The organism is Microbacterium sp. LS_15 (assembly GCF_041954735.1).
In the GTDB taxonomy this organism is placed as follows: domain Bacteria; phylum Actinomycetota; class Actinomycetes; order Actinomycetales; family Microbacteriaceae; genus Microbacterium.
Map to the genome: position 1 here is coordinate 135,262 of NZ_JAVAYD010000006.1, position 15,000 is coordinate 150,261.

The 15,000-nt window shown below is 67.3% G+C and carries 15 protein-coding genes; 11 read left to right on the forward strand and 4 right to left on the reverse strand.

The genetic code is table 11. The features are described 5' to 3' along the window. Positions 1 to 6 precede the first annotated feature (6 nt). From rnpA to RAC69_RS10005, 11 genes are all read left to right on the forward strand, one after another. Positions 7 to 351 (forward strand): ribonuclease P protein component, encoded by a 345-nt coding sequence (gene rnpA, locus RAC69_RS09955; RefSeq protein WP_375086678.1) that lies wholly within the window; start codon positions 7 to 9, stop codon positions 349 to 351. After that, positions 348 to 698 (forward strand): membrane protein insertion efficiency factor YidD, encoded by a 351-nt coding sequence (gene yidD / locus RAC69_RS09960; protein ID WP_375086679.1) that lies wholly within the window; start codon positions 348 to 350, stop codon positions 696 to 698. The genes rnpA and yidD overlap by 4 nt, the downstream gene beginning before the upstream one ends. A gap of 3 nt (positions 699 to 701) precedes the next feature. Beyond that, positions 702 to 1,772 carry a membrane protein insertase YidC gene (gene yidC / locus RAC69_RS09965; protein ID WP_375086680.1) on the forward strand — a complete coding sequence of 357 codons (1,071 nt, stop codon included), beginning with the start codon at positions 702 to 704 and terminating at the stop codon, positions 1,770 to 1,772. Further along, entirely contained in the window at positions 1,769 to 2,260 is a 492-nt protein-coding gene (locus tag RAC69_RS09970) for a R3H domain-containing nucleic acid-binding protein (protein ID WP_341932879.1), read from the forward strand. Before yidC ends, RAC69_RS09970 begins: the two co-directional genes overlap by 4 nt. Before the next feature lie 31 nt (positions 2,261 to 2,291). Continuing rightward, positions 2,292 to 2,924 carry a 16S rRNA (guanine(527)-N(7))-methyltransferase RsmG gene (gene rsmG, locus RAC69_RS09975; RefSeq protein ID WP_375086681.1) on the forward strand — a complete coding sequence of 211 codons (633 nt, stop codon included), beginning with the start codon at positions 2,292 to 2,294 and terminating at the stop codon, positions 2,922 to 2,924. Between the two features lie 317 nt (positions 2,925 to 3,241). Continuing rightward, complete coding sequence (locus tag RAC69_RS09980) at positions 3,242 to 3,700, forward strand: AAA family ATPase (protein ID WP_375086682.1); 459 nt, start codon at positions 3,242 to 3,244, stop codon at positions 3,698 to 3,700. Between the two features lie 1,693 nt (positions 3,701 to 5,393). Beyond that, positions 5,394 to 6,320: a ParA family protein gene (locus tag RAC69_RS09985; protein WP_375086683.1), complete on the forward strand. Its 927-nt coding sequence runs from the start codon at positions 5,394 to 5,396 to the stop codon at positions 6,318 to 6,320. Beyond that, a complete protein-coding gene (locus RAC69_RS09990; RefSeq protein WP_375086684.1) occupies positions 6,320 to 7,285 on the forward strand; it encodes a ParB/RepB/Spo0J family partition protein in 966 nt (321 codons plus the stop codon). Before RAC69_RS09985 ends, RAC69_RS09990 begins: the two co-directional genes overlap by 1 nt. Before the next feature lie 63 nt (positions 7,286 to 7,348). Continuing rightward, positions 7,349 to 8,797, forward strand: coding sequence for a sugar porter family MFS transporter (locus RAC69_RS09995; RefSeq protein ID WP_375086685.1), 1,449 nt, complete (start codon positions 7,349 to 7,351; stop codon positions 8,795 to 8,797). A 9-nt stretch (positions 8,798 to 8,806) separates the two neighbouring features. Then, positions 8,807 to 9,142 carry a tryptophan synthase subunit alpha gene (locus tag RAC69_RS10000; protein ID WP_375086686.1) on the forward strand — a complete coding sequence of 112 codons (336 nt, stop codon included), beginning with the start codon at positions 8,807 to 8,809 and terminating at the stop codon, positions 9,140 to 9,142. A gap of 19 nt (positions 9,143 to 9,161) precedes the next feature. After that, positions 9,162 to 9,707: a GrpB family protein gene (locus RAC69_RS10005; protein WP_375086687.1), complete on the forward strand. Its 546-nt coding sequence runs from the start codon at positions 9,162 to 9,164 to the stop codon at positions 9,705 to 9,707. A gap of 51 nt (positions 9,708 to 9,758) precedes the next feature. Here RAC69_RS10005 and trxA read toward each other — a convergent pair whose 3' ends face one another. The 4 genes from trxA to RAC69_RS10025 all read right to left on the reverse strand — a co-directional run bounded on the left by trxA (position 9,759) and on the right by RAC69_RS10025 (position 14,938). After that, positions 9,759 to 10,082 carry a thioredoxin gene (trxA, locus tag RAC69_RS10010; RefSeq protein WP_096713591.1) on the reverse strand — a complete coding sequence of 108 codons (324 nt, stop codon included), beginning with the start codon at positions 10,080 to 10,082 and terminating at the stop codon, positions 9,759 to 9,761. A 67-nt stretch (positions 10,083 to 10,149) separates the two neighbouring features. Next, on the reverse strand, positions 10,150 to 11,124 hold the full coding sequence (gene trxB, locus RAC69_RS10015) for a thioredoxin-disulfide reductase (protein WP_341932885.1): 975 nt from the start codon (positions 11,122 to 11,124) through the stop codon (positions 10,150 to 10,152). Between the two features lie 93 nt (positions 11,125 to 11,217). Next, the gene (gene murJ / locus RAC69_RS10020; RefSeq protein ID WP_375086688.1) at positions 11,218 to 12,837 is read right to left on the reverse strand and encodes a murein biosynthesis integral membrane protein MurJ; all 1,620 of its coding nucleotides are present in this window, start codon (positions 12,835 to 12,837) and stop codon (positions 11,218 to 11,220) included. After that, entirely contained in the window at positions 12,830 to 14,938 is a 2,109-nt protein-coding gene (locus tag RAC69_RS10025) for a DUF6049 family protein (protein ID WP_375086689.1), read from the reverse strand. Before RAC69_RS10025 ends, murJ begins: the two co-directional genes overlap by 8 nt. Between the last annotated feature and the right edge of the window lie 62 nt (positions 14,939 to 15,000).

Sequence of the window (15,000 nt, forward strand, 5' to 3'; positions counted from 1 at the left end):
TCCGCTGTGCTCGCCCGCCCGTTTCGTCTGACACGCGGGAGCGACTATCGACTGGTCGTTCGACGCGGATCGCGGTGTGGCGGGGCCCGGGTCGTCACCTCGATGCTGGCGACCGGTGAGAGCAGAGCCGCGAGGTTCGGATTCATCATCAGCAAGCAGGTCGGCACCGCTGTGGTGCGCAATACCGTTCGGCGGCGCTTGAAAGCCGTCTGTGCGGAGGCGCTCGCTCGGGTGCCCGAGGGCACGGATGTCGTCATCCGTGCCCTTCCTGCGTCTGCGTCCGCGAGCTACGACGAGCTCAGCGCCGACGTCAACCGCTGTCTCGGCCGGCTGTCCGCGGTGCGGGCATGACCGCCCTGCCGGCATCGTCCATCGGGACCGCCCACCTCCATTCGCACGACCTCGTGCGCAGCATCCCCCTCATCCCGCGGAATCTCGTGCTCGGATTCCTGACCGGGTACCGCAAAGTGATCTCGCCACTGTATGGAGATGTCTGTGCCTACTACCCCTCCTGTTCCGCTTACGCTGTAGGAGCGGTGCAACAGCACGGCGCGGTGAAGGGGGCCCTGCTCTCGGCATGGCGCATCCTCCGTTGCAATCCCTGGACTCGCGGTGGCGTCGATGACGTCCGTCCGCACGAACACTTCCGCCATGACCTGACCGCTCGCGGTTTCGTCGTCCCTGCCCGAAAGGATTGAACGGTGGGTCTAGACCTCCTGCTCGCCAGTACCACCCCCTCGCCGGAGCCCGCCTCCGGCGGTTTCGATCTGCTCGGGACCATCCTGTGGCCGCTCAAGTGGCTCGTCGAGATGGTGCTCGTCGCCTGGCACTGGCTGCTGACCGCGGTCGGCATGCCGGCGGCATCCGGCCTCACCTGGGTGCTCTCGATCGTGGGCCTCGTGATCGTCGTCCGCGCCGCGCTGATCCCGCTGTTCGTCAAGCAGATCAAGAGTCAGCGGAAGATGATGGAAATCGCTCCTGAACTGCGAAAAGTTCAGGAGAAGTATCGCGGTAAGAAGGACCAGCTCAGCCGCGAGGCGATGAGCCGCGAGACCATGGCGCTGTACAAGAAGCACGGCACGACGCCGATGTCGAGCTGTCTGCCTCTGCTGGTGCAGATGCCGGTGTTCTTCTCGCTCTACAGCGTGCTGAGCGACGTGAGCAAGCACGCCAAGGCGGGTATCGGTGGCGTCGGCTTCCTCAGCCCGGAGCTCACCAAGGAGTTCTATGACGCCAAGCTGTTCGGTGTCGCCTCACTCCACGAGACGCTGGGTAACGCGGTCGACGCACAGAACACCACGGCGATCATCATCCTGGTCACCCTCGTGGTGCTCATGATCGCGTCGCAGTTCTTCACGCAGCTGCAGATCATCTCGAAGAACCTGTCGCCCGAGGCCAAGACCGGCCAGGCGTACCAGATGCAGAAGATCATGCTGTACGTGCTGCCGCTGGGCTTCATCTTCTCGGGTGTGTTCTTCCCGCTCGGCGTCGTCATCTACTGGTTCATCTCGAACCTCTGGACCATGGGTCAGCAGTTCCTCGTGATCCGCGAGATGCCGACCCCCGGTTCGGACGCGGCGAAGGCACGCGAGGAGCGCCTCGCTCGCAAGGGCAAGGCGATCGACTCGTCGGGCAAGGTCGTCTCGATGGCGAGCTACGAGGCGGAGCAGAAGCGTCTGCTGGAAGAGGCCGAGCGCGTCAAGGCGCAGGCCCCCAAGCGACAGCAGCCGGTCGGTAAGAAGCGTGCGAAGAAGAAGGGGAGCGGTTCATGACCGACAACCTGACCGAGACCGTCGAGCCGACGGTCGCCCAGTTGGAGAACGAAGGCGACGTCGCCGCGGACTACCTCGAGGAACTCCTCGACATCGCGGACATCGACGGCGACCTCAATCTCGATGTGCGTCAGGGACGCGCGTACGTCTCGGTCGAGGCTGAGGGTGACGCGCTCTCGCTTCTGTCGGCTCCCGACACCGTGCAGGCGCTGCAGGAGCTCACGCGCCTGGCGGTGCAGAACAAGACCGGATCGTTCTCGCGCCTGATCCTCGACATCGGCGGGTCGCGTGACACGCGTCGTCGTCAGCTCGAGACCCTCGTGAGTGCTGCTGCCGCCAAGCTCGAGGATGGCGCCTCGCAGGCGTCGCTGCCGGCCATGTCGAGCTATGAGCGCAAGCTCGTGCACGACATCGCGGCCGATCACGGACTCGTCTCCGAGTCGTACGGCGAGGGTGCGGACCGACACACGGTCCTGCGTCGTCACTGACGTTTCACGTGAAACATCGGGGATCCCTCCAGTGAGTGAGCTCGAGGCGGAGCCGTCGGCTGCCGCAGAATTTTTCGGTGCGCGCATCGGACTCGCTCGCCAGTTCACGACTGCGCTCGCTGAGGAGGGCGAAGAACGCGGCCTCATCGGCCCGCTCGAACTTCCGCGCCTGTGGACGAGGCACATTCTGAACAGTGCGATCGCCGGCCCGCTCTTTCACGGTTCTGTGGCTGATGTGGGTTCGGGAGCAGGACTTCCCGGCATCGTTCTCGCTATCGCCCGCCCCGACGTGCACTTCACGCTGGTCGAGCCCATGGAACGCCGAGTCACGTGGCTCACAGAACAGAAGCGTGAACTCGGGCTCGACAATGTGGAAGTGCTTCGCGCACGGGCGGAGGACGTCGAGCGACCTGAAGGGTTCGACGTCGTCACCGCGCGAGCCGTGAGCGCCCTCCGCACCCTGCTGCCCTGGACCGCGCCGCTCGTTCGCAACGGCGGAGAGCTGACGCTGCTCAAGGGCAAGAACGCCACCAACGAGATCGACGCGGCGCAGAAGCAGATCAAGAAGTACCGCCTGTCCGACGTTCGCGTGGAAGTTCTGGGTGAAGGGGTTCTCCCGGAGGCCGAAGTCACTCGTGTGATCAGGGCCTCCGTTCGCTCCTAGGTTCCGGCGGTCGGATTCTTGCGGGGGCCGAGCTGCGGTGCGTTTCCTTTCGCGAGACGAAGTCCCGCTAGGTGAGCCCTTTCCACACTCGATTCCGCAGAGACCTCCGCGCTCATGCTCGGGTGGTTGCTTTCTTCCGGAGCGGGGAGGGATGTTCGCGGTGAAGGATGTTCGCGGTGAGGGCGTCGCAAGGGGAGCGTCCTGCGTCATGGGGTGACGAGCCTGCGCGGAAGTGGGTGATGGCGGTGCCCGACGTGTTTCACGTGAAACACGACCGTCGGAACGCCGGTGTCTTCTTCCGACGATAGGTTTGGGGCGTGGCACGGGTTCTGGTGACGGGTATGTCGGGAGTCGGGAAGTCGACGGTGGTCGAGGCCCTTTCCGCGGAAGGGGTGCTCGCTATCGACACGGACTACGGCGAGTGGAAGGTCTCGCGGGAGCAGTGGGATCTCGAACGGGTTCGGGCGCTGCTCGACGAGCACGAGGATGTCGTGGTCGCCGGAACGGTCGAGAACCAAGGACTGCTCTACGACGTCTTCGATCACGTCGTCCTCCTATCGGCGCCGACGTCGGTGATGATCGAGCGGATCGCTCGTCGTCATGGGAACCCGTACGGCAAGACAGATGCCGAGCGACAGGAGATCCTCGAGTACACGGCGTCGGTCGAGCCCCTGCTCCGGGCGACCGCGACGGCGGAGATCGATACCACGCACGCGGTCGCCGAGACCGTTGAGCGCATCCGCCATCTCCTGCACACACCCCGCCGTTTCACGTGAAACATTCGAGCTGCACGTGTGTCAGGAACGGCAGGTCTCGCTCGGTTTCTGCGCGTGCGCCCTATTTCAAGGGAGGGCCGTCGCTCCTGCGACGCAGTTCGGTCTGGAAGCCGCAACACTGGGACAGCGGCAGCATGACGAGAGTATGCGCCAGGTGGCCCACCAGGATGCTGCCTGCGGTCGCCGGCGACCGAGGGATCGGGGGCACGACTCGAGGTCGCATATGTGATCCACGCGGTTGTGGTCAGCCGCGCGCATGCCGACCGATCTCACGAGCAGCGCACAGAGGGCTCGTACCGACCCGTTGCGCGCCTCAGGACGCGCAGCGTTTCACGTGAAACGCTCACGCAACGCCTGCGGCCCGCGAGGTACGGGGCTCCAAGGTGGATCACGGAGGCGGAGATTGCCCGTTCTCCTCCCGCCCTTCGTGCCTGCTCCGGCCGCCGCGAGGTCCGATATGCGTTCTACGAGGGGTCGTTGCTCCTCGGTTATCTCCGCGAGTGCGTATGTGGAGTGACCCCTGGCCCGGGATCTGGGGGAGTTGCGTGAGCCGGCCACCGACAGTAATCCGACGGCGTGGGCTCGCCACTCGCATCGCCATGTGGAGGGCGTCAGGCGGGTCGGGATGACTGGGCCTGTGTCTTCCGCGGGACACGGGCAGCCGCGATGCGACGGTCGAGACAAGATCAGTGCGTCTGAGGGTGGCTCCCCGTGAGGGCAAGCCCCGTGAGCCTCCGCAGCGCCAATCCACCGTCGGACGCGCAGTGCTGCGAACCCGTCGTGAGTGCGCCGCACCGGTGGGAGTGCGGATTGATGGGGGCGTGGCTGAGCTGCGCAGTGCCTGGATTCACGGGCGGTTTCACGTGGAACGCACATCGCGGCTACACCGCCCCGCATCAGGACATCACTTCAGGCTGAATCGATGGGCAGCGGTGGCTCCTCGCCCGCGATGAGACACTCGCAGCGGCTCTGGCGTGTCCCGGCTCACCGCGTGTTCACGCTCAGCCTTGCCGATCAGGGGGGCGCAGCGCCCCGGGCCGTGAACCGGAGCGCCAACACTCATCAACTCTGCGGGGGCCAACAGGCGGTCCACAAAAGTCGAGAGATGACGACTTGTAGCGAAGTGGGAAACGCGCTCGGCGCAAGCGGTCATTGTTTCACGTGAAACATTGACCAGGTTGCGACGGGGTATCCCCCGACTGCGCGACCGACCGCTCCTTGCTCGTGAGTGGAAACCTGACACTGGTACCGAGGGCCAGGGCGGGCTCAGTTCAGGCATCTCCCAAAGTCGCGCAGCACTGCCTCGCGTCGCGGAGACATTCCGGTGAACGACGCGAGGTGGAGAGGCGCTTGTGGGGGGGGGCGCCACGAGACAGGGGAGGTGAGGGTTCCACAGGACGTGGCTTCGACTCGATCGGCCAGCAGTCATCGTCGATCGTCGTCACCCATTCCTGTGAACGGGCGCGACAGGGGAGTGGAGCGCCACGTTCAGCGACCGAGTGAGTAGCACGGGGATCACCGGCGAGCGGTACGTGATGGCTGTTCCCCGGGTTAGGTATCAAGAGGGTCGCCACCGTGTGATCGACGGGAACGCTCGGCCCCCTGACAAAGCCCACGGCGCAGCCGAGATCACCCCGACGCCAGCAACGTCCGACTGAGCGATTAGAGTGGAAGACGGCCCCGAAAGGAGTGGATGTTTCACGTGAAACAGTCCGAACAGGCATCGTCGAAGGACTCCTTCGGGATGGACACACCGCTCGCGCGGGAACTCGCAGACCTCTCCGCTCGCCGTCGGGCACTGGAGAACGTGCAGGTCCAGTTCTCGGGGGACACCCGCATCTTCACCGTCTCCAACCAGAAGGGCGGCGTCGGCAAGACCACCAGTGCCGTCAACATCGCCTCGGCGCTCGCGAACCTCGGTGCAAAGGTCCTGGTGATCGACCTCGATCCGCAGGGCAACGCCTCCACTGCTCTGGGCGTGCCGCACAACGCGGATACGCCGAGCGTGTACGACGTCTTGATCGAGGAGTTCCCGCTCGCCGACATCGTGCAGCAGAGCCCGGAGAGCGAGAACCTGTTCTGCGCTCCGAGCACGATCCACCTGGCCGGCGCCGAGATCGAGCTCGTGGCGCAGGTGGCGCGCGAGCATCGCCTGCGCCGAGCTCTGCTCGACTACCTCGAGACGACGAGCCTGGACTTCGTCATCATCGACTGCCCGCCGTCGCTGGGTCTCCTGACGATCAACGCTTTCACCGCGGCATCCGAGGTGTTCATCCCGATCCAGTGCGAGTACTACGCTCTCGAGGGCTTGAGCCAGCTGCTGGGCAGCATCCAGATGATCCAGAAGCACCTGAATCCCAGCCTCCACCTCTCCACGATCCTGCTGACGATGTACGACGGACGCACGCGTCTGGCGCAGCAGGTGGCGGATGAGGTGCGCAGTCATTTCCCGTCGCAGGTGCTCGATACCGTCATCCCGCGTTCTGTGCGGGTGTCGGAGGCGCCGAGTTTCGGGCAGACCGTGATCGCCTACGACGGACAGTCCGCGGGCGCGATCGCTTATCGTGAGGCCGCAGTCGAGATCGCGTCGCGCGCAGCGGCGCAGAGCAAGGAGAAATGATGGCGAAGCGCACCGGTTTGGGTCGCGGGATCGGGGCCCTCATCCCCACGGCGGATCAGGCGGAGCGTCCTGTGGACGTGTTCTTCCCGGGTGCCAGCATTCGTCCGGCGGAGCAGGCGGATTCCGACACGATCGACGCCCCTGACCTCGAGGCCGTTCCCGGCATCCATCTCGTGCAGGTCGACCCGCAGAAGATCGTGCCGAACCCGCGGCAGCCGCGCACCCACTTCAATCCCGAGGACCTCGCGGAACTCGTGCACAGCGTGCGCGAGTTCGGCGTTCTGCAGCCTGTCGTCGTTCGCAAGAACAGCGACGGCGACTACGAGCTCATCATGGGGGAGCGGCGCACCCGAGCCGCCCGTGAGGCGGGTCTCGACGCGATCCCGGCGATCGTCCGGGAGACGGCCGATGAAGACCTGCTCCGCGACGCTCTGCTCGAGAACCTGCATCGCTCCGAGCTGAACCCCCTGGAGGAGGCCTCCGCGTACCAGCAGCTCCTCGACGACTTCGGCATCACGCAGGAGGAGCTCGCGACCCGCATCGGACGCTCGCGTCCGCAGATCAGCAACACGATCCGTCTCCTGAAGCTCCCCGTCCCGGTGCAGCAGCGTGTGGCGGCAGGCGTGCTCACGGCAGGTCACGCTCGCGCGATCCTCAGCCTCGACTCGCCCGAGGCGATGCAGCGCCTCGCCGACAAGGTCGTGAACGAAGACCTGTCGGTCAGGGCGACGGAGGAGGCCGCGAAGAGCGTCCCGTCGGCGCCCGGACGTTCGGTCAAGCCGACCCCTGGCGCACGCCGCGCGTACCTCGACGAGGTCGCGGGCGGGCTCGGCGACCGACTCAACACCCGCGTCAAGATCTCGCTCGGCGCTCGCAAAGGCCAGGTCACGATCGATTTCGCTTCGATCCAGGACCTCAATCGCATTCTGGAGGAGCTCGGGCAGTCCGGGTACGGCTCGGCGTGATGCCGCCCCGCTGAGGGGGTGCGTCCCTTAGACTCGCGTCATCGTGAGGATGGGGGGACGACAATGTCCACAACACAGAATCCGGCGGGCATCCAGCGCAGGGTGATCGCGGTCAGCATCGCAGCGGCTCTCGGAGGCTTCCTCTTCGGATTCGACACGGCGGTCATCAACGGAGCAGTGGATGCTCTCGCGGGAACGGTGTCGGGCTTCGACCTCAACGTCGGTCTCAAGGGCTTCGCGGTGTCGTCGGCGCTGATCGGCTGCGCGGTCGGCGCCTGGTTCGCCGGCCCGATCGCGAACAGACGCGGACGGATCCCCGTGATGGTCGTCGCCGCTGCGATGTTCTTCATCTCGGCGATCGGATCGGGCCTCGCGTTCAGCGTGGTCGACCTCATCGTCTGGCGTGTCATCGGCGGACTCGGGGTGGGTGCGGCATCCGTCATCGCCCCGGCGTACATCGCCGAGGTGTCGCCGGCGGCCATCCGTGGCCGTCTCGGCTCCCTGCAACAGCTTGCGATCGTCACCGGCATCTTCGCCGCCCTGCTGTCGGACGCCCTTCTCGCGGGCATCGCAGGGGAGGCCGATCAGCCGCTGTGGGGCCTCACCGCGTGGCGGTGGATGTTCATGGTCGCGGCGATCCCCGCCCTCGTCTACGGCCTGGTGTCGCTCCGACTGCCCGAGTCACCGCGGTATCTCGTGCGCAAGGGCGAGATCGACAAGGCCTCCGAAGTCCTGCAGACCGTCACGGGAACGGTCGATGTCGAGGCCAAGATCACAGAGATCACCGGCACGATCGACACCGAGAAATCCGAGTCGCTTCGCGATCTGCGTGGCAGTCGTCTGGGTCTGAAGCCGATCGTCTGGGTCGGCATCCTGCTGTCGGTGTTCCAGCAGTTCGTCGGGATCAACGTGATCTTCTACTACTCGACGACGCTGTGGCAGTCGGTCGGTTTCGACGAGTCCAGCGCGCTGCTGACGTCGGTGATCACGTCGGTGACGAACATCGTGGTGACGATCGTCGCGATCCTCCTCGTCGACAAGGTCGGCCGCCGCATCATGCTGCTGGTGGGATCCGTGGGCATGACCGTGACGCTCGGCCTCATGGCCGTCGCGTTCTCGTTCGGCACTCTGAACGCGGAAGGGACGGCGACGCTGCCCGACCCCTGGGCGACGGTGGCCCTCATCTGCGCGAACGGGTTCGTGGTGTTCTTCGGTGCGACGTGGGGCCCGCTGGTGTGGGTGCTCCTGGGCGAGATCTTCCCGAACTCCATCCGCGCGGGCGCTCTCGCCGTCGCTGCGGCGGCGCAGTGGGCGGCGAACTTCTTCATCTCCACCACGTTCCCCGTGTTCGCGGAGATCGGCCTCACCTTCGCCTACGGCTTCTACGCGTTCTTCGCGCTGCTGTCGTTCTTCTTCGTGTACTTCAAGGTCCCGGAGACGAAGGGCCGCGAGCTCGAGGAGATGTCGGACGAACTGGTCGTCGAGCGCCGAGGGCGTCGCAAGCAGACGTAGGCTGGAAGCATGACCGAGTCCGTTCCCCGCCGCGCCAGCCTCGAAGTGCTGCGCGCCGAAGCGTCGGACGAGCTCGCCGTGCTCATCCAGGAGCGCCTGCTGGGCGGCGAGGACCCGTGGGAGTTCATGGAGGAGCTGCCGAGCGTCGACGAGCTCGTCGTGTACCTGCTGCGCGCCGACAACATCACCGCGAACGACGGAGTGCGCCCGAACGAGGCCCGTCACTACCGTGTGCTGCGTCAGATCGCCCTGGAGTACCCCGAGCTCACGCCGGCTGTCTGGGGGCTTCTCGATGAGACGCAGCGCCACCGCCGGTGGGATCCCACGAGCGCCGACGCCTCCTGACGTCACCCCGACAGCGCACATGCCACGGATGCTGGTCGCCTACGACCCCGCCTGGCCCTCGCTGTTCGAGGCGCTGGCCGACGGCATCCGCTCGGCAGGGGATCCCGACTGGATCGTCGAGCACATCGGGTCGACGGCCGTCCCGGGGCTGCGCGCGAAGCCTGTCATCGACCTGGCGATCCGCGTGCGTGACCACGGCGACGTCGAACGGCATCGCGCGGCTCTCGAGGACGCGGGGTGGGTCGTCGGCAGTTCGATCACCACGCATCCCGTGATGGTGCGCGAGAGCGACGGCATCCGCTCCGCCATCGCCCACTTCTTCACCGCCGCGGAGTGGGAGACGGTCAACCAGCGGATCCTTCGTGATTGGCTCCGCGAGCATCCGGCGGATGCGGCGCGCTACGCGCATGCCAAGTGCGATGCCGTCGCTGCCGCCGCCCGGGGAACCGCGTCGTACAACGCCGCGAAGACGCCGCTGATACAGGAGCTCGTCGACGCGGCGCGCCATGCGCGAGGGCTGCCGTCGGTCCCGGTGTCGGACAAGCGTCAGACCGAGCGGGAATGACGACGGGCCGCCACCCGGAGGGGTGACGGCCCGTGAGGTCGTGACGGCGGATCAGCCGATGAAAGCGGCGAGATCCTGCTCGAGGGCGAACTTCGGCTTCGCGCCGATGATGGTCGTCTTGACCTCACCGCCCTGGAACACCTTCATCGCCGGGATCGACGTGATCTGGTACTGCATCGCCAGCTGCGGGTTCTCGTCCACGTTCAGCTTGAGGATGGTGATCTTGTCGGGGTTGTCGGACTGGATCTCGTCCAGAACCGGCGAGACCATGCGACACGGTCCACACCACTCGGCCCAGAAGTCCACCAGCACGGGACCTTCGGCCTGCAGAACGTCCTGCTCCCAGGTCGCCTGGCTCGTAGCCTTTGCACTCATCAGAGTTCTCCTTGATTCGATGTTCGCCTGCTACAACAGCGGGCGAGGGAAAAGTGTTCCCGACCGGTCAGGCCGTGATGATCTCCGCCGCCTCGGCGGCCGGCACCTCGACCGAGGCGTCATCGAAATCCGCGAGGAAGTGCTCCGCGTCGAGAGCCGCGACCGTGCCCGACCCCGCAGCCGTGATGGCCTGACGGTAGGTCGGGTCGATGACGTCGCCCGCCGCGAAGACACCGGGCACAGAGGTCTTCGACGAACGGCCGTCGACCCAGATCGTGCCCTCGGGGGTGAGGTCGAGCTTGTCGTGCACCAGGTGCGTGCGCGGGTCGTTGCCGATCGCGATGAAGAGACCGTCGAGCGCGAGGTCGCGCAGCGAACCGTCGACCGTCGACTTCAGCTGCACGCCGGCGACCGAGTCGCCGCCGAGGATCTCGACGACCTCGCTGTTCCACACGAACTCGATCTTCTCGTTCGCGAAAGCGCGCTCCTGCATGATCTTCGACGCACGCAGGGAGTCCTTGCGGTGGATGACGTAGACCTTGTCGGCGAAGCGGGTGAGGAACGTGGCCTCTTCCATGGCCGAGTCGCCGCCGCCGACCACGGCGATCGTCTTCTCGCGGAAGAAGAAGCCGTCGCACGTCGCGCACCACGAGACGCCGTAGCCGGACAGGCGCTCTTCGCCCTCGATGCCGAGCTTGCGATAGGCGGATCCGGTCGCGTAGATGAGCGAGCGCGTCTCGTGGGAGGCGCCGCTGCCGAGCGTGACCTTCTTGACGGGTCCGGCGAGGTCGAGCTCGGTGACGTCGTCGTAGACGACCTCGGTGCCGAACTTCTCAGCCTGCTCCTGGAACTTCGCCATGAGCTCGGGGCCCTGGATGCCCTCGGGGAAGCCGGGGTAGTTCTCGACCTCTGTGGTGTTCATCAGCTCGCCGCCGACCTCCACCGAGCTCGCGATGAGCAGCGGGTTGAGGTTCGCGCGCGCCGCGTAGATGGCGGCGGTGAATCCGGCGGGGCCGGAGCCGATGATGATGACCTGACGCATGTGCTCTCCGTGATCGAGGCGTTGCAGAGACGTCGGTGGACGCTCGACTGGTTCAACCAATGGTAACCGCGTCGCATTCCCTCGCGCGGGGGCTCAGCGACCGGGGAGGAAACGGCGCAGCAGCGACCCGGCGACCGCCAGCTCCGGGGCGCGGAGCAGGGCCAGGATGCCGAGGTAGACGACCAGCACGGCGATGCCGACGATGCCGGTGCCGAGCGCGCCCTGGAGCTTGTCGGCCGTGGTCCATCCCTGCGGTCCGCCGAGCAGGAGGAAGACCCCCCAGCCGGCGAAACCGGCAGGGATGCCGGCGATCGCGAAGCGTCCGATCGCGGCGAGCCAGGAGCGCACGCGCAGCCCGCCGATCTTGCGGTGCAGCAGCCACGTGGCCACGACCGTCTGGATCGTGCTGGCGATCGACTGGCCGAGGGCGATCGTCGCGGCGACGGCCGTGACCTCGATCACCTCAGTTGCGAGCAGCCACTGCGCGATGAGAGCGGTGACCACGACGAGCACGCACTGGAAGAGCGTGAACAGGAACGGCGTGCGGGTGTCGCCGTAGGCGTAGAACGTGCGCTGCACGATGAACAGCACCGTCAGCGGGATCAGGCACACGAGGAACCCGAGGAGCACGAGGGCGGCGGCCTCGGCATCCGACGCCCTGTTCGTGAACACCCGGGAGGCCGGGATGGCGGCGGCGGCCACGGCCGCGACCGCTGCGACGATGAAGAACAGGAGGGTGCGGATGCTGCGCGCGACGTCGGCGCGGACCTCGTCGTCGCGTCCGGCCGCCGCATGCTCGCTGATCTGTGTGAAGTACGGCGTCCCGATCGACAGCACGATGATCGAGTACGGGAGCATGAAGATCAGCCACGCGTACTGGAACGTCGCGACCGAGGCGCCCTTGCCCGCTGCCTCGATGAGGATCTGCGTCTGCACGAGGCCCGCGAGGAGGCTCGCGACCGCCATGAAGAACGTCCAGCCGGCGAGCTTGCCGACGTTTCCGAGTCCGACACCGCGCCAGCGGAAGTCGGGGCGCAGCGACAATCCCGTGCGGCGCCAGAACACGAGCAGGATGGCGGCCTGGATGAGGATGCCGAGCGTCGCGGTGCCGCCGAGGGCGGCGATCATCTCGGGCGTCCAGTCGGACACGCGGGTGAGCGGACCGCCGAACACCGCGCCGATGACGAGGAACCCGATGATCGAGACGACGTTGTTGACCACGGGCGCCCAGGTGAAGGGCCCGAAGATGCGGCGGGCGTTGAGGGCCTCGCCGAGCAGCGCGTAGAGCCCGTAGAAGAGGATCTGCGGCATGCACCAGTACGCGAACGCCGTGGCGAGGGCGAGGAGCTCCGGGGTGCCTTTGGTGCCCGCGTAGAGCCATACGAGCCAGGGCGACGCGATCGTCGCGACTGCCGTGATCGCCACGAGAGCCACGGTGCCGAGGGTGAACAGCTTCGAGATGAAGGCGTTGCCGCCGTCGGCATCCGCTGTCGCCTTCACGATCTGCGGGATGATCACGGCGGTCAGCACGCCCACCGAGATGAGGGAGAAGACGTTGTTGGGCAGCTGGTTGGCGACGGCGAACGCGTCGGCGGCGCCGGCCCCGACGGAGCCGATGACGGTGACGAGCACGATGGTGCGGAGGAGGCCGGTGACCCGCGAGATCATGGTCCCCGCGCCGATGATGGCGCTCGCGCGACCGAGACTACTCATTCGACTCCTCGATGGTGACGGCATCGGCCGCCTCTTCTGCACGCGTGTCGCGCCGACGGCGCACGATCGTGCGGATGGTTCCGAGACCGAGGAGCAGCACGATCAGGGCGCCGAACAGAACCAGGCCGATCGTCTCCCACTCCGCGCGCACCGAGACGCGCACGCTCTCGGGCTGGCTGATCGGAACGCCCGTGGGGCTCGAGAGCTGGAGGCCGAGCCGCAGCTCGCCGCTGCCGACGCGGGCCGACACCGGGACCTTGATGCGCGTGGTGGCACCGGGCTGCAGGGTCGCCGCGGTGACGGACTGCACCTCGAGGCGAGGATCGCTCGGCGAGACCGTGAGGAGCACGTTCACGGGCCAGGGCAGGTCGTTGCGCACCGAGAACGGCAGATCGGCGTTGGCCGAGAGGAGCTGGATCGTGCTCGCGGGAGGGATGTCGACGGCCGCGAGGGTGTCGCGGGTGGCGTCCTTCACGTCTGCGACGGCCTCGTCGAATGCCTTCGCGCCGAGTCCGACCGCGGTGGCCCGCATGATCTGCATGCGCTTGGGGCTCAGCATGTCCTGCGGGTCGTCGAGGATCGTCGAGAACTCGCCCAGCACCGCCTCGTCGGCGAGCATGCGCTGCAGGTCGGTGCCGCGGTCGGTGTCGGGCTCCGTGGTCAGGGTGGTCGTCGCCGCCGGTGCCGCGAGAACGCCGGACAGCGAGAAGCCGAGGGTGTCGACCGAGCCGATCGTCTCCTTGAGCGCGTCGGCCGAGCGGGTGTCGTCGCGGCTGAGGCCGACGAGGACCGGCGCCGTGGTGCTCGCGCGGCCGGAGAGCGAGAGGTGCGCGCTCGCCTGCGCGAGGAACTGCTGGCGGACGGCGGCGTCGTTCTGGCTGGCCGCCTTCGACAGGGCGCTGGAGGCCGCAGCATCCGTCACCAGCACGCTGTGGCCGTCGATGAGCGAGTGACCGCCGACCGTGCCGCTCGTGGCCGACGACGACAGGATCGTGACGGCGTCGTCGCCGAGGTAGGAGGAGAAGGCGGCGAGGTCGGCGTCGGTGACGTCGCTGCGGGGCCAGACGATGCCGTCGACGGCTCCGTCGACGGCGGTCAGCGTCGCGTCGTCGGGGAGCTGCGGGCTGCCGTCTGCGGGCTGCGGGGTCGGATCCGCTGCGCCGTCGGAGGGGGTCGGCGTGGGCGTCGCGACGTTCGTGAAGCGGCTCGGGTCGAGGTACGGCGCGAGACTCGTCGGCTGCAGGGGAGCGGTGAGACCGGCCTGCGACTGCGTGGTCAGGTCGGCGTCGCCGAACTGCAGCGCGAACCGCTCGTTGGGGAGGGCGTCGAGCCGGCGCAGCCACTCGACCGCCGGCGCAGGAGCCGCCGAGCCGAGCACGCGGATGGATGCCGGGATCGCAGGGTCGACGGCGAGCACCGCGGAGGTCCCGGACACGCCCTCGAGCACGGCGGTGAGGGCCCCGTCGGCGGCGGTGAGGAGATTGAGCTCCTCGGAGGTGAGCAGCGCGCCGTCGGCCGGTGTGGCTGTGAGCGGGACGACCACGGCGATCGGAGCGGCCGTGGGCTCGGAGACGACGAGCACCGAGGTCGAGGTGACGTCCTCGTCGATGTCGGCGGTCGCCGCGCCGGTGAGCGTGGCGCGCAGCGGGTAGACGCCCGGGGTCAGGTCGGCGAGGGTCTCCGCGGGGATGAAGATGCTCGTCGTCGCAGAGGAGTCGGGGTCGACGGGGGTCGTCGAGTCGGTGCCGATCTCCTCGAAGGATCCCGTCGTCTCGGCGTCGTCGAGCCAGCTCTGCAGCGTGGTCTCGTCGCCGAGGGGCGTGCGGTTGAGTTCGACGGTGACCCGCCCGGCCGGCAGCTCGGACGGCGACTCGTTCTGCACCGTGAGGGATGCGGTGGTCGCGTTGCCCGGGGCCACGGTGCCGCGCAGACCGGCGGAGACGTGCACCTCGACCGTCGGTTCGTCGGACGACGAGTCGGCGATCGCGGGAGCGGCACCGCCCGTGGCGCAGAGGCCGAGCACGGCCGCGACGACGACGGAACCGCGCGCCAGGCGGTGCAGGCGCGCGCGCAGGCCGTTCTGGGAGGTGCTCGCGGTCATGGGGTCTTTCCTCGAGCGCCGTGTTCTCAGGCGGCTCGTGAGTCGTGACCTTGCGATTCTAG

What these genes read in the sequence shown, in the direction of transcription:
- yidD (WP_375086679.1), top strand. Translation starts at nt 348, where the DNA reads ATGACCGCCCTGCCGGCATCGTCCATCGGGACCGCCCACCTCCATTCG.
- RAC69_RS09970 (WP_341932879.1), top strand. Translation starts at nt 1,769, where the DNA reads ATGACCGACAACCTGACCGAGACCGTCGAGCCGACGGTCGCCCAGTTG.
- RAC69_RS09985 (WP_375086683.1), top strand. Translation starts at nt 5,394, where the DNA reads ATGTTTCACGTGAAACAGTCCGAACAGGCATCGTCGAAGGACTCCTTC.
- RAC69_RS09990 (WP_375086684.1), top strand. Translation starts at nt 6,320, where the DNA reads ATGGCGAAGCGCACCGGTTTGGGTCGCGGGATCGGGGCCCTCATCCCC.
- RAC69_RS09995 (WP_375086685.1), top strand. Translation starts at nt 7,349, where the DNA reads ATGTCCACAACACAGAATCCGGCGGGCATCCAGCGCAGGGTGATCGCG.
- RAC69_RS10000 (WP_375086686.1), top strand. Translation starts at nt 8,807, where the DNA reads ATGACCGAGTCCGTTCCCCGCCGCGCCAGCCTCGAAGTGCTGCGCGCC.
- RAC69_RS10005 (WP_375086687.1), top strand. Translation starts at nt 9,162, where the DNA reads ATGCCACGGATGCTGGTCGCCTACGACCCCGCCTGGCCCTCGCTGTTC.
- trxA (WP_096713591.1), bottom strand. Translation starts at nt 10,082, where the DNA reads ATGAGTGCAAAGGCTACGAGCCAGGCGACCTGGGAGCAGGACGTTCTG.
- trxB (WP_341932885.1), bottom strand. Translation starts at nt 11,124, where the DNA reads ATGCGTCAGGTCATCATCATCGGCTCCGGCCCCGCCGGATTCACCGCC.
- murJ (WP_375086688.1), bottom strand. Translation starts at nt 12,837, where the DNA reads ATGAGTAGTCTCGGTCGCGCGAGCGCCATCATCGGCGCGGGGACCATG.
- RAC69_RS10025 (WP_375086689.1), bottom strand. Translation starts at nt 14,938, where the DNA reads ATGACCGCGAGCACCTCCCAGAACGGCCTGCGCGCGCGCCTGCACCGC.